This is a genomic window from Rhodanobacter ginsengisoli (genome assembly GCF_042657065.1).
In the GTDB taxonomy this organism is placed as follows: domain Bacteria; phylum Pseudomonadota; class Gammaproteobacteria; order Xanthomonadales; family Rhodanobacteraceae; genus Rhodanobacter; species Rhodanobacter ginsengisoli.
In genome coordinates, this window is sequence record NZ_JBHSNF010000002.1 from 409,182 (window position 1) to 435,992 (window position 26,811).

Sequence of the window (26,811 nt, forward strand, 5' to 3'; positions counted from 1 at the left end):
TTTGTTGTCCGTCATCCGGGGCTGCCGTCGCCCCTCGTCGTGATGATCAGTCGGCACGTTCCAGGGTGCCGGTGGAGTGGCCCTGCTCGGCAAGGTATTCCAGCCAGCGCGACAGGAACCGGTTCATCCGAAGCCGATGCTGGAACACCGTATGTGCCGGTGAAAATGGCCCCAGCACCTGCCACAGGTGGCGTCCCGGATGGCAATGCAGCGCTTCGGCCACGTGCGCATCGGTGTACATGCGCAGCTGGGCCGACGGCGCGCGCTGACCGGTATGCGTATCGACGAAACCGTAGGTGAGTTCCAGTTCCAGTGTGTACGGATGACACTCCTGCACGTGCAGGTGCACGTCGAGACCGTCATCCACCCGGGAGACATAGCGACCGGGCGCCAGTTGCTGTGGTGCGAACAGTCGCGTCAGGCGGTGATAGTTCTCCGCATAGAGCCCCATCAGGAACTCGAATCGTCCCGGCAGCAGGCTGTTGCGATTGTCCAGTACGGCACTCATGACGGGCGAAAAAACTCCGGTACACAATCAGAACATGGTCCGCTCGATGCCGAAGCGGTCGAAAATCTTGCTGGCGATCTCCTCGATCGACACGTGCGTGGTGTTGAGGCTGGGGATGCCGGCCTGACGCATCAGTCGGTCGGCCTGCTCCAGCTCCCAGCGGCATTGCTGCAAGGTGGCATAGCGGCTTCCGGCTCGGCGCTGTTCGCGGATCTGCGCCAGTCGCTTCGCATCGATGGTCAGGCCATACAGCCGGTCCTTGTACGGGCGCAGCCTTGCCGGCAACTCCAGTTTCTCGAGATCGTCGTCGGTCAACGGGTAGTTGGCGGCGCTGACGCCGTAATGCAAGGCCATGTACAGGCAGGTCGGCGTCTTGCCCGAGCGCGACACGCCGACCAGGATCAGGTCGGCCTCGGCGTAATTCACGTCCATGCCGTCGTCATGCGAGAGTGCGTAGTTGGTCGCATTGATGCGCGCCTCGTACTTCTCGAAATCGACCATGCCGTGCGAACGATTGACCGCACCGGAACGTTTGGTGCTCAGCTCGTCCTCCAGCGGCCCGATGAACGGGGCGAACACGTCGAGCATCAGCGCGCCGCTGCTGGCCACGATATCGCACAGCGCACGCTCGGCCATGGTGTTGACCACGATCGGGCGCTGGCCGCTTTGCGCGTAGTTGGTCTTGATGCGCAGGGCCGCCAGCTCCGCCTTCTGCGCGCTGTCCGTGAACGGCAGCCGATGCTTGTCGAACTGCACGCCCTCGAATTGCGCCAGGATACTGTTGCCGATCGTCTCGGCGGTAATACCAGTGGAGTCGGAGATGAAAAAAACCGTTCGCTGCATGGAAGCTGCCACCTGCTGAGATACGCACGCCTGCACCTTAGCTCAAAGCCGTTGCCGATTGACCGTCGGCTGACTGGTATGCCGTTGGAATGATTCCGGTCGGCAATGGTCTTCTTGTGCTTCGCACCATCGGCAGCGGACAATACCAGTCCTTTGCAGCCCACTCAGGGCCTGTGCACCAAATCCCTTCCGTTACCTTCAAAAAGCTTTCCAAGGAGACTTCCCTTGAACGACCTGGTGCTTTGGCTCGACCAACTGCGCATGACCGACCTGGGCAAGGTCGGCGGCAAGAATGCCTCGCTCGGCGAGATGATCGGCAACCTCGCCAAACTCGGTGTCTCCGTCCCCGGCGGTTTCGCGACCACGGCCGGCGCATTCCAGCAGTATCTCGAAAAGAGCGGCCTGGCTCGCCGCATCCAGGATCGACTGGCCTCCCTCGACGTCGATGATGTCGACACCCTGGTTGCCGCCGGCAAGGAAATCCGCGGCTGGATCGTCGACACCGCCCTGCCCGGTGAACTCGAGCAGGCGATTCGCGAGGCCTACAACAAGCTGTGCAAGGACGCAGGCACCGACGACATCGCGGTGGCCGTGCGCTCGTCGGCCACCGCCGAGGATCTGCCGGATGCCTCATTCGCCGGCCAGCAGGAGACGTTCCTCAACGTGATCGGCATCGACGACATCCTGCACAAGGTCAAGGAAGTCTTCGCCTCGCTGTACAACGACCGTGCGATCGCCTACCGCGTGCATCAGGGCTTCAAGCACGAGGATGTGTTCCTTTCCGCCGGCGTGCAGCTGATGGTGCGCTCGGACGTCGGCGCGTCCGGCGTGCTGTTCACGCTGGACACCGAGTCGGGTTTCCGCGACGTGGTGTTCATCACCGGCTCCTACGGCCTGGGCGAAATGGTCGTGCAGGGTGCGGTCAACCCGGACGAGTTCTATGTGTTCAAGCCGACCCTGCGCCAGGGCAAGCCGGCGGTTCTGCGCCGCAACCTCGGCTCCAAGCAGTTGCGCATGGTCTATTCCAGCGCGCCGGGCGAACGGGTCAGGACGGAAGACACCCCGATCGAATTGCGCAACAGGTTCTGCATCAGCGACGACGACGTGCAGGAACTGGCGCGTCAGTCGCTGATCATCGAAGAGCATTACGACCGCCCGATGGATATCGAGTGGGCGAAAGATGGCCACACCGGCAAGATCTACATCGTGCAGGCACGCCCGGAGACGGTGAAATCGCGCTCGCATGCCACCCAGCTCGAACGGTTCCACCTCAGCGAGAGAGGCAAGGTGCTGGCCGAGGGCCGATCGATCGGCCAGAAGATCGGCGCCGGCAAGGCACGCGTGATCCGCTCGCTCAGCGACATGAACAAGGTGCAGGCGGGCGACGTGTTGATCGCCGACATGACCGACCCCGATTGGGAGCCGGTGATGAAGCGCGCCTCCGCGATCGTCACCAACCGCGGCGGCCGCACCTGCCACGCGGCGATCATCGCGCGCGAGCTGGGCGTCCCGGCCGTGGTCGGCACCGGCAACGCGCTGGATCTGATCCCGGACGGCACCGAGGTCACCGTGTCGTGCGCCGAGGGCGACACCGGCACGATCTACGAGGGCATCCTGAAATTCGAGCGCATCACCGCCGATCTGGGCGACATGCCCGAGGCGCCGCTGAAGATCATGATGAACGTGGCCAACCCCGAGCGCGCGTTCGATTTCGGCATGCTGCCAAACGCCGGCATCGGCCTGGCCCGCCTGGAGATGATCATCGCCAGCCACATCGGCGTGCATCCGAAGGCGCTGCTGGAATACGCCCGGCAGGACGCCGCGACCAAGGCCAAGATCGACGAGCGCATCGCCGGCTACGCCGATCCGGTGAGCTTCTACGTCGACCGTCTGGCCGAAGGCATCTCCACCATCGCCGCCTCGGTGTACCCGAAGCCGGTGATCGTGCGCCTGTCCGACTTCAAGTCGAACGAGTACGCCGGTCTGCTCGGCGGCGCACGGTATGAGCCGCATGAGGAAAACCCGATGATCGGCTTCCGCGGTGCCAGCCGCTACGTCGACCCGAGCTTCGCCGAGGCATTCGCCCTGGAATGCCGGGCCGTCAAACACGTGCGCGAAGTGATGGGCCTGGACAACGTCTGGGTGATGATCCCGTTCGTGCGCACCCTGGACGAAGGCCGCAAGGTCATCGAGGTGCTGGCGAAGAACGGCCTCAAGCAGGGCGAGCACGAGCTGAAGGTCATCATGATGTGCGAGGTGCCCTCGAATGCGCTGCTGGCCGACGAGTTCCTCGATATTTTCGACGGCTTCTCGATCGGCTCCAACGACCTGACCCAGCTCACCCTCGGCCTCGATCGCGACTCCAGCATCGTCGCCAACCTCTTCGACGAGCGCGATCCGGCGGTGAAGAAGTTGCTGGCCATGGCCATCAGGACGGCCCGCGCCAAGGGCAAGTACATCGGCATCTGCGGCCAGGGCCCGTCCGACCACCCCGATCTGGCGGAATGGCTGATGGAGCAAGGCATCGAGTCGCTTTCGCTGAACCCCGACACCGTGGTCGATACCTGGCTGCGCCTGGCGAAAAAGAAGGCGAACTGAAGGATCTGATCGTCGGCGACACCGGCGCTCGCATTGCAGCGCAACAAAAAGGCCGGAGTGATCCGGCCTTTTTGTTGCGTGCGCCTCGAGGCAAATCGTCGCGTCGACCAAGCACAACAAGGGCTGGACGCCTCGACTCACGTTTTTACATCACCGCCTGAACATCATTTTTACATCTCGTGCACTGCAGCTTGCCCGGGTGTGCCTTCACCAGTAGCGTTCATACACACGTTTCAATCCTCGATTTGAAGCACGTGCCATCATCATTTCCGCTGCGCGCCATGGGGCAACCACTTGAGCAAAACTCAGCGCACCGGCCATCGCGATACCCGCAAGCGACTGCTCGAGGCCACCGAATGGCTGTTCATCGAAAGCGGTTACGAGGCGATGTCACTGCGTCACATCACCACCCGGGCCGGCGCCAATCTGGCGGCGGTGAACTATCACTTCGGCAGCAAGGAGGCGTTGGTGCAGGAGTTGCTGTCGCAACGCCTGGATCGGCTCAATCGCGAGCGCCTGCAATTGCTGAGTGCCTGCGAGCAACAGTATCCCGAGGGTCTTGGTGCTGCCGCTGTATTGGGCATGATGTTCATCCCGGCGTTTCGGCTCAGTCACGGCAGCGCAGCCGGCCCCGCTTTCATGCGCCTGCTCGGTCGAGTCTACAGCGATCCCTCACCTTTCATCCGCAGTTATCTGCAGGCACATTACCGGCCGATTTCCGGGCGCTTCTTCGAGGCATTTTCACGTGCGCTACCCATGCTGCCACGGCAGGAACTCGGTTTGCGGCTGCACTTCGCCCTGAAGGCACTCTCCGGCATGCTGGCCGGTGAGGACATGCAGCAGCTGATCACCAGCATCAACAAAGGTGAGTCGATCAACGACGCCGAACTGCTTGCGCGACTGATCTCACTGCTTTCGCCCATCCTCACCGCACCATTCGGCACCCCAGCGCAGGTCCATGTGATCGAGCAATTGCTGAAACTGGACAGCGCAACCGCTATAGCCAACACCAACACGGAACCTTCGGCGGACCCAGCACAGGAATTGCATGGCGACCCCACTGCCCCGCAATGGATGAGGGAAGGGAGGCTGGCCTCCTAGGAAAAATCTCCTACCACCAACGATTCCGGCATCGCCGGCCACTTGCCCCAGTATCAGTCCGCACAAAAGAACCCATCGAAATCAGCGGGCACCCCTTCGGACCTTTTCACAGGAGAACCAACGTGAACCGTCATAACGCGCAACGCCTTACCCGACTCAGCACCCAAGCCAGCCTCGCCCTGGCCGTCGCCGCCGCCCTGGTTCTGCCACTTCGGGCCGAAGCCGGCTCGTTCCAGCTTCCCACCGATAACGCAGCTGGCTGGGCGCGCGCGAATGCCGGTGGTTCGCTGTTCGCCAACGACCCGACGGCGGTCTACAACAATCCAGCAGCCATGGCATTCTTCACTGCCCCGGTGCTTCAGATCACCGGTACCGGCATCCGTCCCAGCGCCCAGTTCGAGGGTGAAACCAAGGATTCGCAAGGCAACCCGACCACCGGTGGCAACCCGAATGGCTTCGGCAAGTTCGTTCCGTTTCCGAACATGGCGTTCGCCGCACCGGTCAACGACCGCCTGACATTGGGCGGCAGCGTGACGGTGCCATACGGCCTGATCAGTGAATACAGCCCCACGTGGCGAGGGCGCTACTTCGGCACCAAGACCAGCGTGAAGTCGATCGCCGTGAGCGTCTCGGCCGGCTTCAAGGTCAACGACCAGTTTGCCATCGGCGTGGGTGTGGTGGGTCAGCGGACCAAGGCACAGCTGAACACCGTGCTGGATACCACCGGTACCGCCGCCGCATTGACGGGCGGAGCCTCCATCGCCTTGTATGGCCCGCCACAAACCGCCGACGCGCAGCTCAACGTGAACGTCAAAAAGAATGCGGTCGGCTACTTTGTCGGTTTCGAGTACAAGCCCACCACGGCCGATTCGATCGGGCTGAGTTACCACTCGCGCATTGGTCAGACGCTGAGCGGCAACTACAAACTGTACGGTGGCCCGCTCGCGAAGGCCCTGATCCAGGGGGGGCCATTGCAGTTCCCGACTGCCGGCTTGCCGGTGCTCAACCCCGCCGGCGGTGAGGCCAGCGCCACGCTTGACACACCGGCTTTCGCCAGTCTGGACTGGCTGCACGCTTTCAATGATCGGCTCAGCGTCGCCGGCTCGATCAAGTGGACCCAGTGGTCCAGCTTCAAGACCCTCACGCTGACTTCCAATGGCCAGACTCTGGTCAGCCTGCCGCAGGATTACAAGAACAGCATGGAGTACACCATCGGCGGTGACTACAAGTTGAATGCCCAGTGGACCCTGCGTGCCGGCGTCGGTTACGACGAGACCCCGACCAACATCATCAGTCGCGACCCGCGCATCCCCGACGGCTCGCGTCGACTGGTCGGCCTTGGCGTGGGTTACCAGGCCACCGATCACATGGGCGTCGACCTGGGCTATCAGCATCAGTTCGTCAGCGATACGCCCGTCAACCTGACCAACCAGGTCGGTCTTGGCGCCAGCACGATGGTCGGCAAGTTCAAGGACCACGGTGACGTGATCAGCCTGACCGGCACCTACCAGTTCTGAGCGTGACGCCAGGCAAGTGAAAGATAAGGGCCGCGCAAGCGGCCCTTGTCTTTTGGGCGCCTCATTCTCGAGACGCTTTGATGAGAGAGAGAGAAACCCGATCCGAGGCAGGAGAGCATGGGTGGGGCCTCGCCCAGCTCGCGCCATCAGAAAGCAAACCGCCCAGCTTCGATGAAGGATCCCGCTACGTGAAGAGTGGGATTGCTCGTCCCATCCATGGGACTCGCCCTTTCGCGCTCTGCGCTCCAGGGCCAGCCTTCGGCTGTCCGAATTCGCTCTGGGCGAATTCGTCGAACCCGGTGGGTTTTCACCCAGCCGTCACCGCCAGAAAAGCAAAACGCCCCACGAGGGGGCGTTTTGCTTTTCTGGCGGAGAGGGTGGGATTCGAACCCACGGTACGCTTACACGTACGCCTGATTTCGAGTCAGGTACATTCGACCACTCTGCCACCTCTCCAGTGAGTTGCATGGTGGCGCATGCGAGCCGGGAATAATACGCGAGCGAACTTGCCGTGACAACAACCGGCTCTTCCGGCATGCTGCGACGGCTCGCCCCAACTGAAAACCCATGATCGAATTCGGACACGGAACGCATGTCGGCCTGCGCCGCACACGCAATGAGGACACCTACTACGCCGATGCCTCACTCGGCCTGTTTCTGGTCGCCGACGGCATGGGGGGCCATCAACATGGCGAGGTGGCGTCCGCGCTGGTGCGCGATGCCGTGGTGGACCTGGTCACCCAGGGGAAAAATCTGATCGGGGCGGTACGCGGCGCCGCCGAGCAACTGCTGGCCCTCACCCGGCACAGCGTCGACATCCTGCCGATGGGCACGACCATCGCCGTGCTGCACGCGACCGGCGACAGCTACGAGGTTGCCTGGGTCGGCGACAGCCGGGTCTACACGTGGAAGCAGGAACTGCGGCAGATCAGCCACGACCACTCCCTGGTACAGGCGCTGGTCGAGAATGGCCAGCTCGATCCGGCCCTTGCCTCGCAGCATCCGCAACGCAATCTGCTCACCCAGGCGCTGGGCGTGACCGCGATCGAACAGCTGCAGATCGGCATGGCGCGCGGCCGACTGGAGCCGGGCATGGGTTTCCTGTTATGCAGCGACGGGCTGACCGAGGGCGTAACCGATGCGGCAATCGCACGCACCGTCGCACGCACCGACCTGGGTGCGCAAGAATGCGTCGATCAGTTGTTGTTGAGCGCACTCGACAGTGGTGGAGACGACAACATTACCGTCCTCATCGTGCGCTGCCGTTGAACGCCACGGGTTTCGCCGCCAACAGCGATCAGCTCAGCCGACGCCAAACGCTCTGACCGTCCGCACTCTTGTCCAGCGCATTCAGGCGTTGCTCGTGCTGCTGCAGCTCTCCCGGCGATGCGCGCAACACGAACGGCCGCACGCGCAGGACCGTCGGGGTGGCCACCACGACATCGCGCTGCTCGGCTGCGCCCTCGAAAGCCAGGTCGAACCCCACCTGACCCGAGGTCATCGCCAGATAGACTTCGGCGAGCAATTGGGCGTCGATCAGGCCGCCATGCAGATCCCGGCGCGAATTGTCCACGCCCAGCCGCTTGCACAAGGCATCGAGGCTGTTGCGCTGGCCAGGATAGCGCTCGCGCGCCATCGCCAGGGTGTCCAGCACGCTGCAGCGATCGCTGATACGACCGACCCCCTGCTCCAGCCGCGCCAGCTCCGCGTCCAGGAATCCGATATCGAAACTGGCGTTGTGGATGACCAGTTCGGCGCCGTCGATGAAACTCAGGAACTCATCCACCACCTCGGCGAAACGCGGCTTGTCGAGCAGGAACTCGTCCTCGATGCCGGTAACCAGGCGGGCACCTTCGTCAATCGCCCGATCCGGATTGAGATAGGTCTGGTAGTGCCGGCCGGTGAGCCGGCGCTCGACCATCTCGACGCAGGCGATCTCGACCAAACGATGCCCCTGGCGAACCTCCAGTCCGGTGGTCTCGGTGTCGAGGATGATCTGCCTCATCCCCTGCCCCTGAGCAGCTCGGCCTGTTCGCGCGCGGCCTGATCCACCCGCTCGTTTTCGACATGGCCGTTGTGGCCACGCACCCAATGCCAGCGCACCTCATGGGTACTGACCGCATCAGACAGGCGCTGCCACAAATCCTGGTTCTTCACCGGCTTCCTGTCGGCAGTGCGCCAGCCGTTGGCGCGCCATTTCGGCACCCATTGCTCGATACCCTGCATCACGTAGCGCGAGTCCGTGGTGAGAACCACCCGGCAAGGCCGTTTCAACGCCTCCAGTGCGCCGATGGCTGCCATCAGCTCCATCCGGTTGTTGGTGGTCGCGGGATCACCGCCCGCCACCATGCGCTCGCTGCCCTTGGCACGCAGCAGTGCGGCCCAGCCACCGGGACCCGGATTGCCCAGGCAGGCACCATCGGTAAATGCTTCCACTTCGCTCATCGTTGCTCACGTATTCCATCAAATATTCACAGTGCCGAGCTGCGCCGGGTGCCCGGCGACAACCGACCATTTGCCGGCACCCTGACCGGCACCGACTTGATTCGCAGCGGCGTGGCCATGCGCCGACGCTTGCGTGCAATAAGCACATAGCCGCCGCCCAGGGCGCGGGACGATGCTTCGCCCGTCATCGCCAGACCCGGCCAGAAGCTGCCCACCCGCCGCACCCGTTCGATCTCCAGCCCGGCCTGCTGCAGGTTGCGCCGCAACTGCAACGGCATCTGCAGGGCTTGTGACTTGCCACGCGCATGCCACCAGAACCAGGGCGACCAGCCACTGAGCGGGTGCACGCCGCAGAGCACGAGCACCCCCCCGGGGACCAGCACGCGAACCGCCTCGGCGAACAAGGCCGAAGCGTGCGGGGCCACTTCCAGGGCATGGCGCGACAATATCAACTCGAACGCATCGTCGATGAACGGCAATGGCTCATCCGCCGACGCTTGCAGATCACCGCGGTAACGGCCGTTGTCGATGTGCAGCCTGGTCCAGCAACCCAGCATCGGTAGCGCTGGCGGCGAGTCGTCAGCGGAGGCGCCAAGCAACAACGCATGCGTACCGAAGCAACGTTGCAACTCGGGCGCAAGCACGCGCGTCTGCGCATCCAGCAACCGGCGCATCGGTGCACTGGCATAGATGTCGTCATCACGTTGATGCATGCAGCCGACCTACTCTCCATCCGAATCAAGAGTGTAGCGGCTGGCGGCTGCAGATCGCAGATCCTGCGGAACTGCTACGCAGTGCTGAACCGCAAGCCTGCCTGTTAACACCCTGATAACGAGCCGGCGCCAAAGCCACTTTATAGTCGGACGCTTCATGCGCGCCCGGGATGGCTGCGTCTGTGGTTGATCAGGGCGGATATCCGAAACCCATCGGATATCTCTCGAACGCAGCGGAGCTCATCGTGCATCTCATACCGTTACCGGCGCTGGCCGACAACTACATCTGGTTGCTGCATGACGATGCGGGCCAAGCCATCGTCGTCGATCCGGGGGACGCGGAAGTCGTCGAGCAGGCCCTGACCGCACGGAAGCTGCGGTTGCGTGCGGTCCTGCTGACCCATCACCACAACGATCACATCGGTGGTGCGGCGGCGTTGCGCGCGAGGCATGCCGTCCCGGTATATGCCCCCGTCGATGACCGCATCGACAGTGCGACAGAGCGGGTACGCGATGGCGACCGGGTCGAACTGGCCTCACCGTCCGTCAGCTTTGAGGTGATCGCGATTCCGGGCCATACGCTCAGTCACATTGCCTACATCGGAGCCGGCCTGCTGCTATGCGGGGATACCTTGTTCAGCCTCGGTTGCGGCCGCCTGTTCGAAGGCACGCCGGCGCAGATGCTCGCTTCGCTCGATCGCCTGTCGAAGCTGCCGGGAGAGACCCTGGTTTGCGGCGGGCACGAATATACCGAAGCCAACGGGCGTTTTGCGCGTCCGGTCGAACCGACCAATCCCGCGTTGCTGCAGCGGCTCCAGGTAGTTGCCGAACTGCGTGCCAGGCAGCTGCCTACGCTGCCCGTGACCCTCGCCAGCGAACTGGCGACCAACCCGTTTTTGCGGGTCGACAGCGAAGCGATCATCGGGTGGTGCCGGCAGCACGGTATCGAAGGCGATCGCGTCGACCGTTTTGCCGCCATCCGCGGCGCCAAGGATGCATTTCGCGGATGATCAGGCGACTTCGACTCTTCGCACCGGCCCTGTCGATCCTCCTTGCAGCATGCGCCAGCGTGCCGTCGCAGACATCGCCCAAGCCGGCAATCCAGACCCATCCCGCTGCCGTGGAAACCGCTCCCGCGATGGCGCCACCAGCCACCGAATCCGCCCCGGCCGCGGCGGGAAACGTGTGGGATCGACTGCGCAGCAGCTTTGCCATGAACGACTGTGACGCCAGCCCCGCCGCGCTGGGTTGGGCCAGGCGGTATACGCGCAATCCGGAACAATTCGAAAAGCACCTGCGGGCTGTGCTGCCGCGGCTGGTCTATGTGCAGCAGGTCGCCGCTCAATACGACGTTGCCGGTGAATTTGTACTGCTGCCCTGGGTGGAAAGCCACTTCCAGCCGGTCCGCGCGCGCAGACGCCGAGCGGCCGGCATGTGGCAGATCATGCCGATCACCGCCGGAGCCATGGGTTTGCGCGTCGATGCCGACTATGACGGTCGACTCGACATGCCGGTCGCCGCCCATGCGGTGATGAAGCTGCTCAGGCAGTATCAGGACCAGTTTCATGACTGGCGGGTGACCGACTATGCCTACAACGCCGGCGAATTCAGCGTGCGCAAGATCATCCGCAAACATGGCCTGCCGCCCGACCGGCCGGTGATTCCGGACTGGCCCGTGCGCCGGGTCACCCGCGAGCATCTGACGAAATTGCTGGCCATGGCCTGCGTGGTGCGCGAGCCGGGCCGCTTCAATGTCAGCCTGCCGACCCTTCCCGCCGAGCAGCGTCTCGTACAGATGGCCATAGCGGGCTCGATGCCGGTGGCGCGGGCTGCGGATCGTGCCGGCATGTCCGTGGACGCGCTGAAACATCTCAACGCCGCGTTTCGCAGCGACATGATTGACGCGAATGCCGCCTCGTACCTGATCCTGCCGGCCACTCATGCCCAGCAGTTTCGCGATGCGCTGCCGGAGCAGTTTCACGCTGAGATCGGCGGCGACCGTCCGGTCCATGTGACGGACGAGACAACACCCCCCCGCCTTTCAGCCGGAAAGGCGTCGTACAGGAGTCATACCGTGAGGCCCGGCGAGAGTCTGTGGAAGATCGCCCGCGATTACTCGATGGACATCACCCAACTGCAGCGACTGAACCACCTGCACGGGCACACCCTCAAGCCCGGTCAAGTGCTGCAGGTGAGCGTGACCCGGTGAATCCGCGGCGCCCGTCTGCTCGTGCTTGCCCGGAAAACTTCCGGTGGTGCGCCACTGGCCGCGCGATCACTGTGGACTGAGGCGCCGGGGACGGGTCGCTCATCAACGACCAAGCCCTTCACCAGACTGTTCACGACTTGCAGCGAGGCCCCCGGACCGTCCAAGCCATACAAGAAAAGAGCGACCCATGGCCGCCCCTTTCTGTTTTGGCTCCCACAAGGGAATCTCGTGCGACCGCTTACATCAGGTTCTTGTTGATCTTGATCTTGGTCCCGGCCTTGAGCATCTCGATCAGCTCGCGCGTCGCCTCGGAGCCGTAAGCCTGGGCCATTTGACGACGCAACGCCTCGCGCTGTTCCTTCGGCACCTTGGACAGGTCGCCGCCCTCCACCTTGTCCACCGCCAGCAGTGCATAGTTGCCGTCGTGCATGTCGACGGTGGTGAACTGCGGCTTGTCCGCGGCCGCCGGATGAGGCACCAGGAAGGCTTGCGCCAGCAGGGGTGCCGGCACCTCGACGGATTGTCCGCGCACGGCGTCCTTCACGCTGACGACCGTGGCTCCAAGCGACTTCGCCACCACCGGCATCGAGTCGCCCTTGCGCAGGCGTGCCAGCGCTTCATCGGCCTGCTTCTTTGCCACGGCGGCGATGCGCTCGTCGAGAATCCTCCTCTGCACGTCTGCACGCACTTCAGCCAGCGGCCGGGCAGCGGCCGGCACATGCTTGTCGACATGGATCACCACCGAGTGGTCGTTGCCCAGATCGATCAAGCCGGAGTTGTTGCCCTGGACCAGCACATCATCACTGAAGGCTGCCGCGACCACTTTCGGGTTCGCCGTGAGGCCCTGACCATCCTCGCGCGAAAACAGCGGAGTGCTCTTGATCGGCAAGCCCAATGCCGTCGAGGCCGGTTCCAGCGATGCGGGGTTCTGGTAGGTGTTGTCGGCCATCTTGCCGGCGAGTTCGTTGTACTTGCGATCGCGCTCGGCCGCGGTCGCTTCCTTGACCAGCTGGTCACGTACTTCGGCAAACGGCTTGGATTCGCCGCTGCGTACATCGCGCAGCCAGATGATGTGATACCCGTCGGAAGACAGCACCGGCTTGGAAATCTGACCCTTGTCCAGGGCGAACATGGCCGAATCAAACGCGGCATTGGTCACGCCCTTTTCCAGCCAGCCCAGATCGCCACCCTGGCGTCTCGAACCCAGATCCTGCGAATCCTGTTCGGCCAGCTTGGCGAAGTTGCCGGGATTGGCTTCGGCCGCGATCTTCTCGGCTTTCGCCAGCGCGGCCTTCTGCTGTTCCGGCGTGGCATTGGTCGGCACGTTGATCAGGATATGCGAAACCAGCCGCTGTTCCGGCTGCACGAAACGCTGCTTTTCATCGGCATAGCGCTTCTTGAGCTCGTCCTCGCTCGGTGCCACATCGAGCTTGAGGTCGGCCGCATTGACCTCGAGGTACTTGAGCGAGACCTGTTCCGGGTTCATGTAGTCGGCCAGATGGGCCTTGTACCACGCTTCGATCTGGGCATCGCTGACCTGGTTGTCAGCCAGTGCCGGTTTGGGCAGCAGGAAATATTGCAGGTCGCGGCGCTGGGTCAGCAGGCTCAGAAACTGGTCGACCGCGGCATCGCTTGTGATGGTGCTGTCGTTGATCGCGTCAGGCAGCAACTGGGCCGACAGTGACTCGCGGATGTCGCTTTCCAGCATTTCCGGCGTCTTGCGCTGGCTGACCAGCCAGGCGCGATAACTGATCGGATCGAACTGGCCGTTGACCTGGAATGCGGGGATCGCGCCGATGTAGTCGCGTACGGCCTGATCGGATACGCGCATGCCCCACTCGGTATTGGCCTGGAGCAGCAACTGCTCATCGATCATCGCGTCGAGTACGCGCTGCTTGGTCTCGGGCTTTTCGAAAATGCTGGCATCGAAGTGCTCGCCTTGCTGGGCGCTTGCCTGCTGCCGCAACTGGTTCATCCGATCCTGAAAGGCGCGCTGGCTGATTTCCTGCTTGCCCACTTTCGCCACGAACGTATCGTTGCCCGACGTGAAGTAACGCTCCATGCCGAACAACGACATCGCCAGTACGGCGATACCCAGCACGATGATGGATGGCCAGCCGTGCAACTTGTTACGCATTGCCTGCAGCATTGAAATGTTCCCGCAACTGTGGTTGAAAACGCTTAGTGCGCGCGAGGCACGAGTTGCCTCACCAGCGCGCGTCCGATCGTTCAAGGCACGCCAACAAACTCACATGACTCAAATGACAAGGGCGCCACGCGGGCGCCCTTGCGAACTATGGCGGAGTGGACGGGACTCGAACCCGCGACCTCCGGCGTGACAGGCCAGCATTCTAACCAACTGAACTACCACTCCGCACTATCTGGTGGGTGCTGTAGGGATCGAACCTACGACCACCGCCTTGTAAGGGCGACGCTCTACCGCTGAGCTAAGCACCCCGAAACCAAGCGCAAGCCGCTTAGTTTAGGGCATCCTTGAGGGTCTTGCCAGCCTTGAACGCAGGCACTTTCGACGCCTTGATCTTGATCGCTTCGTTGGTACGCGGATTGCGGCCGGTGCGAGCAGCGCGCTTGCGCACAGTGAACGTACCGAAGCCCACCACCGAAACGTCCTCCCCTTTCTTCAACGACTTCTGCACGGCTTCCAGATAGGCTTCGAGAGCACGGCCTGCGTCAGCCTTGGTCAGTTCGGCCTTTTCGGCGATGGCATTGATCAGATCGGTTTTGTTCATTGAAAAACTCCCTTGCTCGGATTTCGCCGGTGTGGTCTGCCCGGAAGACAAAACAACAACGACATGGATGGTTGGCTCTTGTTGAACGCCGTAACGCAACCCCGCATCGCTGCGCTCGCGAACAACGCCGGGATTGCGGTATCGCCTTTATACCAGTGCCTTGCCGGAATCCGCAACACGAGCTGCAGCAACGCTTCCGGCAGATCGGCGGTGCGCGAAATAGCTTGCAAAACGAGCGCCAGAGGACTATGCCGCGAGGTCATCGATCGACTGCAACAGCGACCTGAACGCGCCCTGTCGAAACAGGGCACGACCGAGAGAAAATGCAGCCCCAGCAGGGCTGCCTGATCAATGCGTCAGCGAGTGCCCTTCCGCGGGCTCGCCCACCACCGCGGCGGGCGCGTCATCCTTGGCCTTGTTCGGCTGCAGTGGCCGTTCCAGTGCGATGTCCAGCACTTCATCAATCCAGCGCACGGGATGGATCTCCAGCGAAGAGGTGATGTTGGCCGGCATGTCCGCCAGATCCTTCTTGTTCTCCTCCGGAATGATCACCGTGGTGATCCCCCCGCGATGCGCGGCAAGCAGTTTTTCCTTGAGCCCACCGATCGGCAGCACGCGGCCGCGCAGGGTGATTTCACCGGTCATCGCCACTTCGGAGCGCACCGGGACCTTGGTCAGCACCGACACCAGCGCCGTGCACATGGCGATGCCGGCACTCGGGCCGTCCTTCGGCGTGGCACCTTCCGGTACATGGATATGTATGTCGAATTTCTGGTGGAAGTCCGGGTCGATGCCCAGTTGGTCGGCGCGCGCGCGCACTACCGAGAGCGCCGCCTGGATCGACTCCTTCATCACGTCACCCAACTGGCCGGTATGCACCAGGCGGCCTTTGCCTGGCACCACCGAACCTTCGATGCTGAGCAACTCACCACCGACCTGGGTCCAGGCCAACCCGGTTACCAGGCCGATTTCATTCTGCAGCTCCTTGCGGCCGAAATCGAAGCGGCGCACGCCCAGATAATGCTGCAGATTGGCCGAGTCCACCTTGACCCGCCCCGCATCAGGCCGTGTCCCGGCCTTGGTCGCCTTGGCCGAAGATGCCTTCGCCCTGGCCTTTTTCACCTGGCCGAGGGTCAGCTCCTTGACCACCTTGCGGCAGATCTTGGAAATCTCGCGTTCCAGGTTGCGCACGCCCGACTCGCGCGTGTAGTAGCGCACGATATCGCGCAACGCGTCCTCGCTCACGCTGAGTTCTTCCGGCTTCAGGCCATTGGCCTTGAGCTGCTTGGACAACAGATACTTTTGCGCGATACCGAGCTTCTCGTCCTCGGTGTAACCGGGGATGCGGATCACCTCCATGCGGTCGAGCAGCGGACCGGGGATGTTCAGCGAATTGGCGGTGGCGATCCACATCACCTCGGACAGGTCGAGATCGACCTCGAGGTAATGATCGTTGAACGCATGATTCTGCTCCGGATCGAGCACTTCAAGCAGCGCCGATGACGGATCGCCACGGAAATCCATCGACATCTTGTCGATCTCGTCCAGCACGAACAGCGGATTCTTGGTGCCTACCTTGTTGATGTTCTGCACGATGCGGCCGGGCATCGAACCGATATAGGTGCGCCGATGCCCACGAATCTCGGCTTCGTCGCGCACCCCGCCCAGGCTCATGCGCACGAATTTCCGGTTGGTCGCCTTGGCGATCGACTGCCCGAGCGAGGTCTTGCCCACGCCGGGCGGCCCGACCAGGCACAGGATCGGGCCCTTCATCACGGACACGCGCTGCTGCACGGCGAGGTATTCGAGGATGCGATCCTTGACCTTTTCCAGGCCGAAGTGATCGGCATCAAGCACTTCCTGCGCCATCTGCAGGTCCTTGCGTACCTTGCTGCGCTTTTTCCAGGGCACCCCGACCAGCCAGTCGAGATAGTTGCGCACCACGGTCGCCTCGGCGGACATCGGCGACATCTGCTTGAGCTTGCCGAACTCCTGGCGCGCCTTCGCCAAGACGGCCTTGGGCATGCCGGAGGTCTCGATCTTCTTCTGCAGCTCCTCGATCTCGTTCGGGCCCTCCTCGTTGTCTCCGAGCTCCTTCTGAATCGCCTTCATCTGTTCGTTGAGGTAGTACTCGCGCTGGCTTTTCTCCATCTGCGACTTGACCCGGCCACGGATGCGCTTCTCGACCTGTTGCAGGTCCATCTCGCCGTCGACCAGCCCGATCAGCAGTTCCAGCCGCTGCCCGACGTCGGCAGTCTCGAGCACCTTCTGCTTGTCGGCCATGCGTACAGAGAGGTGCGCAGCGATGGAGTCGGCAACGCGCGACGGATCGTCGATGCCCGACAGGCTGGCGAGCACTTCCGGCGGCAACTTGCGGCTCTGCTTGACCAGTTGCTCGAACAGCGAAATCAGTGTGCGCGACACCACGTCGAGCTCACGCTCCTTGACGTTGTAGACCGGCTCGATCAGGCGCGAACGGGCTACCAACATGCCGCCCTCGTCCTGGATATCCTCGACCGCCACCCGTGACTGACCCTCGACCAGCACCTTGACCGTGCCATCGGGCAATTTAAGCAGCTGCAGCACGCCGGCCAGCGTACCGACCTGATGCAGGTCGGCAATCTCGGGATCATCGATATCCGGGCTTTTCTGGGCCACCAGCAGGATCTGTCGCTCGCCTTCCATCGCACGCTCCAGCGCGCGCATGGATTTGTCGCGACCGACAAACAGCGGAATGACCATGTGTGGATAGACCACCACGTCGCGCAACGGCAACACCGGCAGGGCGTCCAGCGCTTCAGGAAGGGGGGCGTTCTTGGCCATGGAAGTGGGGTCCCTCGGATTCGGATCTGGATTCATCCCGACACTGCGCCGGGTGGGTTAACACGTCAAGTGGAGGCAACCAGGCGTTCACTCAAGGCGTGCGGGGCACCAAAACAGAACGGCTCCGGTGATTTCACCGGAGCCGTGGTCAATGCAGGCATCGCAAAACGGTTCAGGGTCAGGATTCAGGCCGCATCGCCGCCGTCGGCAGCTACGCGCTGCTGCAGATTGCCCCGATAGATCAGGTAGGGTTCGGCCTGGCCGTCGATCACGGCATCGTCCACCACCACCTTGCTGACATGTTCCAGCGACGGCAGCTCGTACATCGTGTCGAGCAGTACCTGCTCGAGGATGGTGCGCAGGCCGCGTGCGCCGGTCTTGCGCTTGAGCGCCTTCTTGGCGATCGCCAGCAGCGCCTCGGGGCGGAACTCCAGCTCCACCTCCTCCATCTCGAACAGCTTCTTGAACTGCTTGGTCACCGCATTCTTCGGCTCGGTGAGAATCTTTACCAGCGCCGCCTCGTCCAGCTCGTCCAGCGTAGCGACCACCGGCAACCGTCCGACGAACTCCGGGATCAGGCCGAAACGCACCAGATCCGCCGGCTCCACATCGGCCAGCACCTTGCCGAGGTTTTCGGTACGTTCCTTGCTACGCACTTCGGCGGAAAAACCGATGCTGGTGTTCTCGGAACGCTGCTGAATGACTTTTTCCAGGCCGGCAAACGCGCCACCGCAGATGAACAGGATGTTCTTGGTGTCGACCTGCAGGAACTCCTGCTGCGGGTGCTTGCGGCCACCCTGGGGCGGTACCGACGCCAGCGTGCCCTCGATCAGCTTCAGCAACGCCTGCTGCACGCCTTCGCCGGACACGTCGCGGGTGATCGACGGGTTTTCGCTCTTGCGCGAAATCTTGTCGATCTCGTCGATGTAGACGATGCCCGACTGCGCCTTTTCGACGTCGTAGTCGCATTTCTGCAGCAGCTTCTGGATGATGTTCTCGACATCCTCACCGACGTAGCCCGCTTCGGTCAGCGTGGTGGCGTCAGCGATCGTGAACGGCACATTGAGCAGACGCGCCAGTGTTTCGGCCAGCAGCGTCTTGCCCGAGCCGGTCGGTCCGATCAGCAGGATGTTCGACTTGCCCAGTTCGATATCGTCGCTTTTCTGGCGAGATTCGATCCGCTTGTAATGGTTGTACACCGCAACCGCCAACGCCTTCTTGGCGCGGGTCTGGCCGACCACGTACTGATCCAGCGATTCGCGGATCTCACGGGGCTTGGGAAGCTGGGTACGGCCAGACGCGGCCTTCTCCTCCAGTTCCTCGCGGATGATGTCGTTGCACAGTTCCACGCACTCGTCGCAGATGAACACAGACGGGCCCGCAATCAGCTTGCGTACCTCATGCTGGCTCTTGCCACAGAAGGAGCAATAGAGAATCTTGCCACTGTCGCTGGAACGCCCCTGCCGGTCGTCACTCATACTCTCGATCCCGCTGGTAAATCTGGATGCGTCGCGAGAATAACACAGGGCTCCGCGTCTGCTTGCAGACGCAGAGCCCATCTCGGGACTCTGGGGTAAAACCTGGAAATCAGGCCGATTTCACCGTTTCACCGGAGCGCTTGTCGAGCACTTCGTCGATCAGGCCATACGTCTTGGCATCGACCGCGTTCATGAAGCGATCCCGCTCCATGTCCAATTCGATCTTTTCCAGCGGCTGACCGGTATGTTCCACGTACAGCTTGTTCAGCCGTTCGCGGATATACAGGATTTCCCGTGCCTGGATCTCGATATCGGTAGCCTGCCCCTGCGCGCCACCGGAAGGCTGGTGGATCATGATGCGCGAATTGGGCAGGGCGAAGCGCTTGCCCTTGGCGCCGGCCATCAGCAGGAACGAACCCATGCTGCACGCCTGGCCGATGCACATGGTGCTGACATTCGGCTTGATGAACTGCATGGTGTCGTAGATGGCCAGGCCCGCGGTGACCGCACCGCCCGGACTGTTGATGTAGAAGTTGATGTCCTTGTCCGGATTCTCCGACTCGAGGAACAGCATCTGCGCGACGATCAGGTTGGCCACCTGATCGTTGACCTCGCCGACCAGGAAAATCACCCGCTCCTTCAGCAGACGCGAGTAGATGTCATAGGAGCGCTCGCCGCGAGCAGTCTGCTCGACGACCATCGGCACCAAATTGAGGTTCTGGATCTGATCCATGGCCATGCTTGCAGCTCTCCGGTTGATGGGCCTGGCAATGGCTCAGGCGTTAGCCGGGCGCATCACGTCATCGAAGCTCAGGTCCTGCAGGGTGGTCCTGGCATGTTCCGCCACCCATTCGGCCACCTGATCTTCCATAACACGATTTTGCAGCCCTGACATCAATTGGGGGTCGCCATTGTAGAGTTCAATGACCTTTTCCGGCTCTTCGTAGGTCGAGGCGATCGCGGCCAACTGCTCGGCAATGCGTGCACGGTCCAGCTTGAGCTCCTGCTTGCGGGCGACTTCACCCATCAGCAAGCCGGCAATCACCCGCTTGCGCGCGATCGGCATGGCGGCATCGATGAGTTGCGGCGGCGGCTGCTGACCCTGCGGCACGTTGCCGGCGGCCAGATTGCGCGCCTCGGACTGCACCATCAGCTTCGGCACATCCAGATCGGCATGGGCGTCGGCCAGTTTCTCAGCCACTTCGGATTTCAGGCGCGCCATCAGCGCGGCCTTCAGTTCGCGCTCGAGATTGGCGCGAACCTCCTTGCGGAAGGTTTCCAGGTCGCCATCGTCGATACCGAACAGCTTGGCGAACTCGGCGTCGATATCCGGCAGCTTCGGCTCCTGCACCTTGATGATGCTGAAGCTCACCTGGGCAGTCTTGCCAGCCAGATGCTCGTTACGGAAATCCTCCGGGAAAGCGATCTCCGTCTCGAAGCTGTCACCGGCCTTGCGGCCAGTCAACGCTTCATCCAGCGCCTTGAACAGGGTGCCCGAGCCAAGCACGCTGCCGGCTCGCTCCATCCCCTCGACCGGGAACCGATAGTCGCCCGCGGCGGCGGTGTACTCGAACATCACGAAGTCGCCTTCGACCGAGTCGCGATCGACCTCGTCGAAGCTGCGGCGCTGCAGCCGCAGGGTCTCCAGCATCTTGTCGATGTCCGCATCGGTCACTTCCGCCACCGGGCGGTGGATCTCGAGCGCCGACACATCGACAGCGGGGAGCTCCGGCATGATCTCGAAGGTCGCGGTGTACGCGATTTCACCGTTCTCCGGCTTGCCGGTGGTGTTGATCGCCGGATTCGCGATCGGCTGCAGCTTTTCCTGCTCCACCGCCTCGCGCAGCGTGCTGCCAATCAGGTCGGACAATACTTCGCCACGCACCTGCTCGCCAAAACGCTGCTTGATCACCGTTGTCGGCACCTTGCCCGGACGGAAACCCTTCAGGCGAACCGTGCGGCCCATTTCAGCAATCCGCGCGCTCACCTGCGTCTCGAACCGCTCAGCGGGAAATTTCACGGTGAGCTTGCGCTCGAGCGTGCCGATGTTTTCAACCGAAACCTGCATGACGTCTCCTGGTACTACCAATGTTGTGGGCCTGCCACAGGCGCCATGGCGACATCGCCGCCTTGAAAATCCAATGAAATCAATGGGACATGGTGCGAAAGGGGGGACTCGAACCCCCACGGGGTTAACCGCCAGAACCTAAATCTGGTGCGTCTACCAATTCCGCCACTCTCGCCTTGCCACCCTTGCCTGACGGTATGGGTAAGGGATCCGGAAAGCACCCCGGAGACCCGCCACCATGCCGTCCAAGTCGATGATTCCCTTGTACGAAAGCAGACCATTTTACGGTTGCACTACCTTGCAGCACAAGCGCGCCGATCGCGATGCCGATCGAGCCTCCCGGTCGCCCTCCCGGGCCAGACAAACCGCTTCCGGCCTGTCGCATTTTGAATCCCCCAAAGCACGACGCCGATCGCAAGCGATCGGCGTCGTGGTCTTGATTGGTGGGCCGTGAAGGATTCGAACCTTCGACCAATTGATTAAGAGTCAACTGCTCTACCAACTGAGCTAACGGCCCAATGAAACTGGACATGGAACTGGGGTGGATGATGGGATTCGAACCCACGACAACCGGAATCACAATCCGGGACTCTAACCAGCTGAGCTACACCCACCATAAATCTTGAAACTGGTGCGCCAGACAGGACTCGAACCTGCAACCGTCGGCTTAGAAGGCCGATGCTCTATCCGGTTGAGCTACAGGCGCAGTCACAACCATCAGAGAACGTCGCTGGTCGGGGCAGAGGGATTCGAACCCCCGACTTTTGCGTCCCAAACGCAACGCTCTACCAGACTGAGCTATACCCCGTTTTCGAATCCCCGATCGCGTCAGCCATCGAAGCCTTGAAATGTTACGGGTGATGCTCCGCTCAGTCAATCCGTATCGAAGCACACCATGACATCTGGAACACCTGTTTTCACGACAGCAAACTGCCTGTTGCCGCGAAAACAAAACGGGGTGCAAGCACCCCGCCTCGCCTTGTAAAAATGGTGCGCCCGGAGAGATTCGAACTCCCGACCACCTAGTTCGTAGCCAGGTACTCTATCCAACTGAGCTACGGGCGCACTGAAAAACTTCAAACCCCGGCGCCATGATGCGCGAGCATCGAGGCGGCGAAGCCAGAAGCGGAATTATTCAGACTCCGCCTCCATGCGTCAACCCTTTTCTTCAAATTCATTCATCGAACCTCGCGATGCTGTCCGAATACCGCCGATTCGGCACGTACAAGCATACGCAGGACTGCGGCATGCAACGGCGCCTCCACCGAAAACACGAAGAGGGTGACCTGGGCCACCCTCTTCGATCATCGACTGACGTAGCCGATATAGCCGTCCAAATCAGGCTCAGCCGTCCAGACCCGTCCGGCTCTGCGCTGCGGGATCACCGACCTTGCCCACCGTCGAACCTGCGTCGCCCTTCGGCGGCGGTGGCGGCGGTGTCGCCCCGGTGGACGCGTTCTTGGTCCAGTCGGCCGGCGGCCCGGGGACACGCCCGGCCATGATGTCATCGATCTGATGCGCATCAATGGTCTCGTACTGCAGCAGCGCCTCGGACATTGCATGCAGCTTGTCGAGGTTCGCCGTCAGCAGTTCCTTGCTGCGCGCGTACGCGCGATCGAGAATGCCGCGCACCACCTCGTCGATCTTGCTCGCGGTCTCGTTCGAGATGCTCTTGTGCTGGGTGACGGAGCGGCCGAGGAACACCTCGTCCTCGTCCTCTCCGTAGGTGATCGGGCCGAGCTCGTCGGACAGACCCCACTTGGTCGCCATGTTGCGCGCCATCTTTGTAGCCCGCTCGATGTCGTTGGAAGCACCGGTAGTGACCTTGTCGGCGCCGAAGATCAGCTCCTCGGCCACCCGACCGCCATACAGCGAGCAAAGCTGCGACTGGATCGCCACCCGGTTGATGCTGTACTTGTCCCCTTCGGGCAGGTACATGGTGACGCCCAAAGCGCGCCCGCGCGGGATGATCGTGACCTTGTAGACCGGATCGTGCTCGGGCACCAGGCGACCGACGATGGCATGGCCTGCCTCGTGATAGGCGGTCAGCTTCTTCTCGTCCTCGCTCATCGCCATCGAACGACGCTCGCTGCCCATCAGGATCTTGTCGCGCGCCTTGTCCAGGTGGCTCATGCGCACTTCACGGGCATTCTCGCGCGCGGCGAACAGCGCAGCCTCGTTGACCAGGTTGGCCAGGTCGGCACCGGAGAAGCCCGGCGTGCCGCGTGCGATCGTCATCGCATTCACGTCACTGGCGGTGGGCACCTTGCGCATGTGCACCTTGAGGATCTGCTCGCGGCCGCGCACATCGGGCAAACCGACCACCACCTGGCGATCGAAGCGACCCGGACGCAGCAGCGCCGGATCGAGCACGTCGGGGCGATTGGTCGCGGCGATCACGATGATCCCCTCGGTACCCTCGAAACCGTCCATCTCGACCAGCAACTGGTTCAGGGTCTGCTCGCGCTCGTCATGACCGCCACCGAGACCCGCGCCACGGTGACGCCCGACGGCGTCGATCTCGTCGATGAAGATGATGCACGGCGCGTGCTTCTTGGCCTGCTCGAACATGTCGCGCACGCGGCTGGCACCGACACCGACGAACATTTCGACGAAATCGGAGCCGGAAATGGCGAAGAACGGCACCTTCGCCTCGCCCGCAATGGCCTTCGCCAGCAGGGTCTTGCCGGTACCCGGCGGCCCCACCATCAGCACGCCACGGGGAATCTTGCCGCCCAGTTTCTGGAACCGACCCGGATCACGCAGGAACTCGACCAGTTCGCCGACCTCCTCCTTTGCCTCGTCACAGCCGGCGACGTCACTGAAATTGACCTTGATCTGATCCTCGCCCTGCAGCTTGGCGCGCGAGCGCCCGAAGCTCATGGCACCGCGCCCACCGCCGCCGGACTGCATCTGTCGCATGAACCAGATGAATACGCCGACGATCAGCAGCACCGGCAACCAGCTGACCAGCAAGCCAATCAGGGAGAAGCCTTCGGACGGGTCCTGGCGCACTTCGACGCCCTTGTCCTGCATCTGTTTGACCACCGCGTTGGTGGAAAAGCCGAGCATCGGCGCCACCGTGCGAAACGCGCTGCCATCCTTCAGCTTGCCGCTGATGGTGGCGGGCTGATCGGCGCTGATCGTGGCGCTGGCAACGTTGCCGCTGTCCACGCTCTGCACGAACGAGCTGTAGGCCAGGTCGGAGGAAGCCGCGCCGCGCGGATTGAAGCTCTGGAACACGGTGAAAAGAACCACCGCGATGATTACCCAGAGCAACACATTTTTCGCTGTTTCATTCATGCACGGTTCTCGCCCGGTGGCACGGCGACAGGCTTGCGGCCCGTCGCCAGTGCGTACACCTCACGCGAACGTGCGCGCGAGGCCTTAGGTTTACGCATGGTCACGCGGGTGAAGTCCGCGCGCAAGCTGCGCAAGTATTCGTCAAAGCCTACTCCCTGAAACAACTTGATCAGGAACGACCCGCCCGGCTTGAGCCACTGCCTGCTGAAATCCAGCGCCAGTTCGGCCAGAGCCATTGCGCGGATCTGGTCGGCCAGTGCCACACCACTCATATTGGGGGCCAGATCGCACAGTACAAGATCCAGCCGGTGTCCCTCCAGCCGCGCCTCCAGCTCCCGCAGCACCGACTCCTCGCGGAAGTCGCCCTGCAGGAAATCCACCCCGGCGATGCTCTGCATCGGCAGGATGTCGAGCGCGAACACCTTGCCGGTGTCACCCAACCGGTTGCGCACCAGTTGCGACCAGCTGCCCGGCGCGGCCCCCAGATCGACCACGTTGATGCCCGGCTTCAGCAGACGGTCGCGCTCGATCAGCTCTTCCAGTTTGTATACCGCACGCGAACGCAAGCCCTCGGCCTGGGCTTTCTTGACGTATTCGTCCTTGAAATGTTCTCGCAGCCAGACTGCGCTGCTCTTGCTGCGGGCCATATGTGTGGAGTCGCCAATTGGGGAACGGGATGGCGCATGATACTCTTTGCCGTTCATTTACCGCGAATCGAGCACCACCGCATGCCCCTCACCTCCTCGCAGACCCGCTACCTGCGCAGCCTCGCCCATGATCTGAGCCCGGTTGTGCTGCTTGGCAACAAGGGAGCCACCGAGGCGGTGGTCAAGGAACTGAACCAGGCCCTCGACATTCATGAGCTGGTCAAACTGAAACTGTCCGGCGGCGACAAGGAAGAACGGCAGGCACAGATCGACGTGCTTATCGATGGCACTGGGGCAGAGAAGATTCACCAGATCGGCCATGTCGTCGTGTTGTTCCGTCGCAACGCCGACGAACCCAAGATCGCCCTGCCGCGTTAAGGGTGCCCGGATGGATCTGTCACTGGATCGCCCCGAAGGTTATTTGTTCGTGCGCCGCACCGACGCACACAGCATCACCCTGATCGACCGCGAACTGGTCAGCAGCTTTCTGCTGGCACCGGATCGGGTGATCGAGCACTGGGCGGTCGATGCCGCCGGCATGCTGGACGCCGATCATGTCGAAGCCCTGCTCGCGCTGCAGCCGGAGCTGGTGATCCTGGGAACCGGCGAGAAACAGATCTTTCCGGCGGCCGCGTTCCTGGCCGGCTTCCTGCGTCAGGGTGTCGGCATCGAGGTGATGGACAATGCCGCCGCCGCGCGCACCTACAACCTGCTCGCCGGCGAGGGTCGCCGGGTCGTCGCCGGATTCATCCTGCCCTCGGCGTGATGCATCGCGATGGCGGCCTGCACGATTCGTCGCACACTCAACGCGACGGCAGGTAACTCAGCGGATCCACCGGATTGCCGTCCTTGCGGATCTGGAATTCCAGTTCGTTGCGCGTGGCTCCGGTGGAGCCCATTTCGGCGATCTGCTGACCGGCTCTGACCCGCTGACCTTCCTTGACCAACCGCTTGCGATTGTGACCGTAGGCGGACAGGAAGCTGTCGCTGTGCTTGATGATCACCAACTCGCCGTAGCCGACCAGACCGTTGCCGCTGTAAACCACGACTCCGTCGGCGGCAGCGCGCACCGGATCCCCCGTCCTGCCGGCGATCTCGATGCCGGGAATCGCATCGCTGCCATTGAAATGACTGATCAGGCTGCCATCGGCCGGCCAGCGCCAGCTCACCCCGCTGACGGCCCGCGAAGCAGCGCTGGCCACCCGGACCGGGAGCGGTGCGGCGGCGGGTGCGCCAGTGGCTGGCATGCCCGCTACTGGCACCAGCGACGTGGTGGCCGCCACGGCCGGGTGGGCAGGCCTCGGTGGCAATTTCACGACTGAAGCCGACGGACCCGCTGCCGGCGGCACCGGCGTGAATACCGGCGCCGACGCGCCATGTTCCGGTGCCGGGGTGACCCGATGGGGATGGACGGTCGCGCCGCTCGTGTGCGCCATGGCATCCGCACCCGTCGGCGACAGGGTCAGCCGCTGGCCGGGCCAGATCGTGTAAGGCACCGCGATACCGTTCCACTGCGCCAGGTCGCGAAAATCCACACCCTTGCGAAAGGCGATCGAATACAGCGTGTCACCCTTCAGCACGACATAGCTTCCGCCAGGAATCGGTGTCCGCGCAGGCACGGGCACCTCGCCGCCCCCCCGCGCGTAGCTGCTGCCGTTCGTCACGGGCTCGACCACCACCGAGCTGCGCATGGTGCCGCAGGCCCCGAGCAGCATGGCCACCGTCATCGTCGTCAGCCATTGAAGATGTCGATTCATGCGCATCAGCATAGCCAGGCGGAAAAGCTTTTTCATGCAGGGTCGCTCCCT

Annotated in this window: 22 protein-coding genes and 9 tRNA genes; 8 read left to right on the plus strand and 23 right to left on the minus strand. The window is 62.6% G+C overall.

Features of this window, described 5'->3' with window-relative positions; all coding sequences use genetic code 11:
• Positions 1 to 46: 46 nt before the first annotated feature.
• Both ACFPPA_RS11070 and ppsR read right to left on the minus strand, forming a co-directional pair.
• Complete coding sequence (locus ACFPPA_RS11070; protein WP_377319820.1) at positions 47 to 508, minus strand: DUF1249 domain-containing protein; 462 nt, start codon at positions 506 to 508, stop codon at positions 47 to 49.
• Positions 509 to 535: 27 nt separating this feature from the next.
• Complete coding sequence (gene ppsR / locus ACFPPA_RS11075) at positions 536 to 1,351, minus strand: posphoenolpyruvate synthetase regulatory kinase/phosphorylase PpsR (RefSeq protein ID WP_377319821.1); 816 nt, start codon at positions 1,349 to 1,351, stop codon at positions 536 to 538.
• Positions 1,352 to 1,576: 225 nt separating this feature from the next.
• Here ppsR and ppsA point away from each other — a divergent pair, with 225 nt between their 5' ends.
• The 3 genes from ppsA (at position 1,577) to ACFPPA_RS11090 (ending at position 6,567) form a co-directional block, all read left to right on the plus strand.
• Positions 1,577 to 3,949, plus strand: coding sequence for a phosphoenolpyruvate synthase (ppsA, locus tag ACFPPA_RS11080; RefSeq protein WP_377319822.1), 2,373 nt, complete (start codon positions 1,577 to 1,579; stop codon positions 3,947 to 3,949).
• Positions 3,950 to 4,243: 294 nt separating this feature from the next.
• Positions 4,244 to 5,050, plus strand: a complete 807-nt coding sequence (locus ACFPPA_RS11085; protein WP_377319823.1) for a TetR/AcrR family transcriptional regulator — start codon at positions 4,244 to 4,246, stop codon at positions 5,048 to 5,050.
• A gap of 122 nt (positions 5,051 to 5,172) precedes the next feature.
• Positions 5,173 to 6,567 carry an outer membrane protein transport protein gene (locus ACFPPA_RS11090; protein ID WP_377319824.1) on the plus strand — a complete coding sequence of 465 codons (1,395 nt, stop codon included), beginning with the start codon at positions 5,173 to 5,175 and terminating at the stop codon, positions 6,565 to 6,567.
• A gap of 366 nt (positions 6,568 to 6,933) precedes the next feature.
• On the opposite strand, the gene ACFPPA_RS11095 is transcribed toward ACFPPA_RS11090, so the two are convergent.
• Positions 6,934 to 7,023, minus strand: a tRNA-Ser gene (locus ACFPPA_RS11095).
• Positions 7,024 to 7,134: 111 nt separating this feature from the next.
• Between ACFPPA_RS11095 and ACFPPA_RS11100 the strand changes: the two genes are divergently transcribed.
• Positions 7,135 to 7,836: a PP2C family protein-serine/threonine phosphatase gene (locus ACFPPA_RS11100; RefSeq protein ID WP_377319825.1), complete on the plus strand. Its 702-nt coding sequence runs from the start codon at positions 7,135 to 7,137 to the stop codon at positions 7,834 to 7,836.
• Between the two features lie 28 nt (positions 7,837 to 7,864).
• On the opposite strand, the gene dnaQ is transcribed toward ACFPPA_RS11100, so the two are convergent.
• The 3 genes from dnaQ to ACFPPA_RS11115 are packed head-to-tail and all read right to left on the minus strand — an operon-like array spanning position 7,865 to position 9,725.
• Positions 7,865 to 8,572 carry a DNA polymerase III subunit epsilon gene (dnaQ, locus tag ACFPPA_RS11105; protein WP_377319827.1) on the minus strand — a complete coding sequence of 236 codons (708 nt, stop codon included), beginning with the start codon at positions 8,570 to 8,572 and terminating at the stop codon, positions 7,865 to 7,867.
• Positions 8,569 to 9,012, minus strand: a complete 444-nt coding sequence (gene rnhA / locus ACFPPA_RS11110; protein ID WP_377319829.1) for a ribonuclease HI — start codon at positions 9,010 to 9,012, stop codon at positions 8,569 to 8,571. Before rnhA ends, dnaQ begins: the two co-directional genes overlap by 4 nt.
• A 26-nt stretch (positions 9,013 to 9,038) precedes the next feature.
• Positions 9,039 to 9,725 (minus strand): methyltransferase domain-containing protein, encoded by a 687-nt coding sequence (locus tag ACFPPA_RS11115; protein WP_377319831.1) that lies wholly within the window; start codon positions 9,723 to 9,725, stop codon positions 9,039 to 9,041.
• Between the two features lie 245 nt (positions 9,726 to 9,970).
• On the opposite strand from ACFPPA_RS11115, the gene gloB reads away from it, so the two are divergent.
• A complete protein-coding gene (gene gloB / locus ACFPPA_RS11120; protein ID WP_377319833.1) occupies positions 9,971 to 10,735 on the plus strand; it encodes a hydroxyacylglutathione hydrolase in 765 nt (254 codons plus the stop codon).
• Complete coding sequence (locus ACFPPA_RS11125; protein ID WP_377319835.1) at positions 10,651 to 11,934, plus strand: LysM peptidoglycan-binding domain-containing protein; 1,284 nt, start codon at positions 10,651 to 10,653, stop codon at positions 11,932 to 11,934. Before gloB ends, ACFPPA_RS11125 begins: the two co-directional genes overlap by 85 nt.
• A 238-nt stretch (positions 11,935 to 12,172) precedes the next feature.
• Here the strand turns inward: ACFPPA_RS11125 and ACFPPA_RS11130 are convergent, their stop codons facing one another.
• The 16 genes from ACFPPA_RS11130 to rlmE all read right to left on the minus strand — a co-directional run bounded on the left by ACFPPA_RS11130 (position 12,173) and on the right by rlmE (position 25,003).
• Positions 12,173 to 14,083 (minus strand): SurA N-terminal domain-containing protein, encoded by a 1,911-nt coding sequence (locus tag ACFPPA_RS11130; protein ID WP_377319837.1) that lies wholly within the window; start codon positions 14,081 to 14,083, stop codon positions 12,173 to 12,175.
• A 148-nt stretch (positions 14,084 to 14,231) separates the two neighbouring features.
• Positions 14,232 to 14,308, minus strand: a tRNA-Asp gene (locus tag ACFPPA_RS11135).
• A gap of 8 nt (positions 14,309 to 14,316) precedes the next feature.
• Positions 14,317 to 14,391, minus strand: a tRNA-Val gene (locus ACFPPA_RS11140).
• Positions 14,392 to 14,411: 20 nt separating this feature from the next.
• Entirely contained in the window at positions 14,412 to 14,684 is a 273-nt protein-coding gene (locus ACFPPA_RS11145) for an HU family DNA-binding protein (RefSeq protein ID WP_072756969.1), read from the minus strand.
• A 348-nt stretch (positions 14,685 to 15,032) separates the two neighbouring features.
• Positions 15,033 to 17,507, minus strand: a complete 2,475-nt coding sequence (gene lon / locus ACFPPA_RS11150; protein ID WP_377319839.1) for an endopeptidase La — start codon at positions 17,505 to 17,507, stop codon at positions 15,033 to 15,035.
• A 185-nt stretch (positions 17,508 to 17,692) separates the two neighbouring features.
• Positions 17,693 to 18,985, minus strand: a complete 1,293-nt coding sequence (gene clpX, locus ACFPPA_RS11155) for an ATP-dependent Clp protease ATP-binding subunit ClpX (RefSeq protein WP_377319841.1) — start codon at positions 18,983 to 18,985, stop codon at positions 17,693 to 17,695.
• A gap of 109 nt (positions 18,986 to 19,094) precedes the next feature.
• Positions 19,095 to 19,724, minus strand: coding sequence for an ATP-dependent Clp endopeptidase proteolytic subunit ClpP (gene clpP / locus ACFPPA_RS11160; RefSeq protein ID WP_377319843.1), 630 nt, complete (start codon positions 19,722 to 19,724; stop codon positions 19,095 to 19,097).
• A 36-nt stretch (positions 19,725 to 19,760) separates the two neighbouring features.
• Entirely contained in the window at positions 19,761 to 21,053 is a 1,293-nt protein-coding gene (gene tig, locus ACFPPA_RS11165; protein ID WP_377320689.1) for a trigger factor, read from the minus strand.
• Positions 21,054 to 21,143: 90 nt separating this feature from the next.
• Positions 21,144 to 21,228 (minus strand) — tRNA-Leu (locus tag ACFPPA_RS11170).
• A 266-nt stretch (positions 21,229 to 21,494) separates the two neighbouring features.
• A tRNA-Lys gene (locus tag ACFPPA_RS11175) sits at positions 21,495 to 21,570 on the minus strand.
• A gap of 20 nt (positions 21,571 to 21,590) precedes the next feature.
• A tRNA-His gene (locus ACFPPA_RS11180) sits at positions 21,591 to 21,667 on the minus strand.
• A gap of 15 nt (positions 21,668 to 21,682) precedes the next feature.
• A tRNA-Arg gene (locus ACFPPA_RS11185) sits at positions 21,683 to 21,759 on the minus strand.
• Positions 21,760 to 21,784: 25 nt separating this feature from the next.
• Positions 21,785 to 21,861, minus strand: a tRNA-Pro gene (locus ACFPPA_RS11190).
• Positions 21,862 to 22,041: 180 nt separating this feature from the next.
• A tRNA-Arg gene (locus tag ACFPPA_RS11195) sits at positions 22,042 to 22,118 on the minus strand.
• A 279-nt stretch (positions 22,119 to 22,397) separates the two neighbouring features.
• Complete coding sequence (ftsH, locus tag ACFPPA_RS11200; RefSeq protein WP_377319845.1) at positions 22,398 to 24,356, minus strand: ATP-dependent zinc metalloprotease FtsH; 1,959 nt, start codon at positions 24,354 to 24,356, stop codon at positions 22,398 to 22,400.
• Positions 24,353 to 25,003 (minus strand): 23S rRNA (uridine(2552)-2'-O)-methyltransferase RlmE, encoded by a 651-nt coding sequence (gene rlmE, locus ACFPPA_RS11205; protein WP_377320691.1) that lies wholly within the window; start codon positions 25,001 to 25,003, stop codon positions 24,353 to 24,355. Before rlmE ends, ftsH begins: the two co-directional genes overlap by 4 nt.
• A gap of 81 nt (positions 25,004 to 25,084) precedes the next feature.
• Here rlmE and yhbY point away from each other — a divergent pair, with 81 nt between their 5' ends.
• Positions 25,085 to 25,381 (plus strand): ribosome assembly RNA-binding protein YhbY, encoded by a 297-nt coding sequence (yhbY, locus tag ACFPPA_RS11210; RefSeq protein ID WP_377319847.1) that lies wholly within the window; start codon positions 25,085 to 25,087, stop codon positions 25,379 to 25,381.
• Between the two features lie 10 nt (positions 25,382 to 25,391).
• The gene (locus tag ACFPPA_RS11215; protein WP_377319849.1) at positions 25,392 to 25,769 is read left to right on the plus strand and encodes an Mth938-like domain-containing protein; all 378 of its coding nucleotides are present in this window, start codon (positions 25,392 to 25,394) and stop codon (positions 25,767 to 25,769) included.
• A gap of 37 nt (positions 25,770 to 25,806) precedes the next feature.
• On the opposite strand, the gene ACFPPA_RS11220 is transcribed toward ACFPPA_RS11215, so the two are convergent.
• Entirely contained in the window at positions 25,807 to 26,796 is a 990-nt protein-coding gene (locus ACFPPA_RS11220; RefSeq protein WP_377319851.1) for a peptidoglycan DD-metalloendopeptidase family protein, read from the minus strand.
• Positions 26,797 to 26,811: the final 15 nt, after the last annotated feature.

Excerpts from the sequence above, each read along its gene's own strand:
- ACFPPA_RS11070 (WP_377319820.1), bottom strand. The coding sequence starts at position 508 with ATGAGTGCCGTACTGGACAATCGCAACAGCCTGCTGCCGGGACGATTC.
- ppsR (WP_377319821.1), bottom strand. The coding sequence starts at position 1,351 with ATGCAGCGAACGGTTTTTTTCATCTCCGACTCCACTGGTATTACCGCC.
- ACFPPA_RS11100 (WP_377319825.1), top strand. The coding sequence starts at position 7,135 with ATGATCGAATTCGGACACGGAACGCATGTCGGCCTGCGCCGCACACGC.
- dnaQ (WP_377319827.1), bottom strand. The coding sequence starts at position 8,572 with ATGAGGCAGATCATCCTCGACACCGAGACCACCGGACTGGAGGTTCGC.
- rnhA (WP_377319829.1), bottom strand. The coding sequence starts at position 9,012 with ATGAGCGAAGTGGAAGCATTTACCGATGGTGCCTGCCTGGGCAATCCG.
- ACFPPA_RS11115 (WP_377319831.1), bottom strand. The coding sequence starts at position 9,725 with ATGCATCAACGTGATGACGACATCTATGCCAGTGCACCGATGCGCCGG.
- ACFPPA_RS11130 (WP_377319837.1), bottom strand. The coding sequence starts at position 14,083 with ATGCTGCAGGCAATGCGTAACAAGTTGCACGGCTGGCCATCCATCATC.
- ACFPPA_RS11145 (WP_072756969.1), bottom strand. The coding sequence starts at position 14,684 with ATGAACAAAACCGATCTGATCAATGCCATCGCCGAAAAGGCCGAACTG.
- lon (WP_377319839.1), bottom strand. The coding sequence starts at position 17,507 with ATGGCCAAGAACGCCCCCCTTCCTGAAGCGCTGGACGCCCTGCCGGTG.
- clpX (WP_377319841.1), bottom strand. The coding sequence starts at position 18,985 with ATGAGTGACGACCGGCAGGGGCGTTCCAGCGACAGTGGCAAGATTCTC.
- clpP (WP_377319843.1), bottom strand. The coding sequence starts at position 19,724 with ATGGCCATGGATCAGATCCAGAACCTCAATTTGGTGCCGATGGTCGTC.
- tig (WP_377320689.1), bottom strand. The coding sequence starts at position 21,053 with ATGCAGGTTTCGGTTGAAAACATCGGCACGCTCGAGCGCAAGCTCACC.
- ftsH (WP_377319845.1), bottom strand. The coding sequence starts at position 24,356 with ATGAATGAAACAGCGAAAAATGTGTTGCTCTGGGTAATCATCGCGGTG.
- rlmE (WP_377320691.1), bottom strand. The coding sequence starts at position 25,003 with ATGGCCCGCAGCAAGAGCAGCGCAGTCTGGCTGCGAGAACATTTCAAG.
- yhbY (WP_377319847.1), top strand. The coding sequence starts at position 25,085 with ATGCCCCTCACCTCCTCGCAGACCCGCTACCTGCGCAGCCTCGCCCAT.
- ACFPPA_RS11215 (WP_377319849.1), top strand. The coding sequence starts at position 25,392 with ATGGATCTGTCACTGGATCGCCCCGAAGGTTATTTGTTCGTGCGCCGC.
- ACFPPA_RS11220 (WP_377319851.1), bottom strand. The coding sequence starts at position 26,796 with ATGAAAAAGCTTTTCCGCCTGGCTATGCTGATGCGCATGAATCGACAT.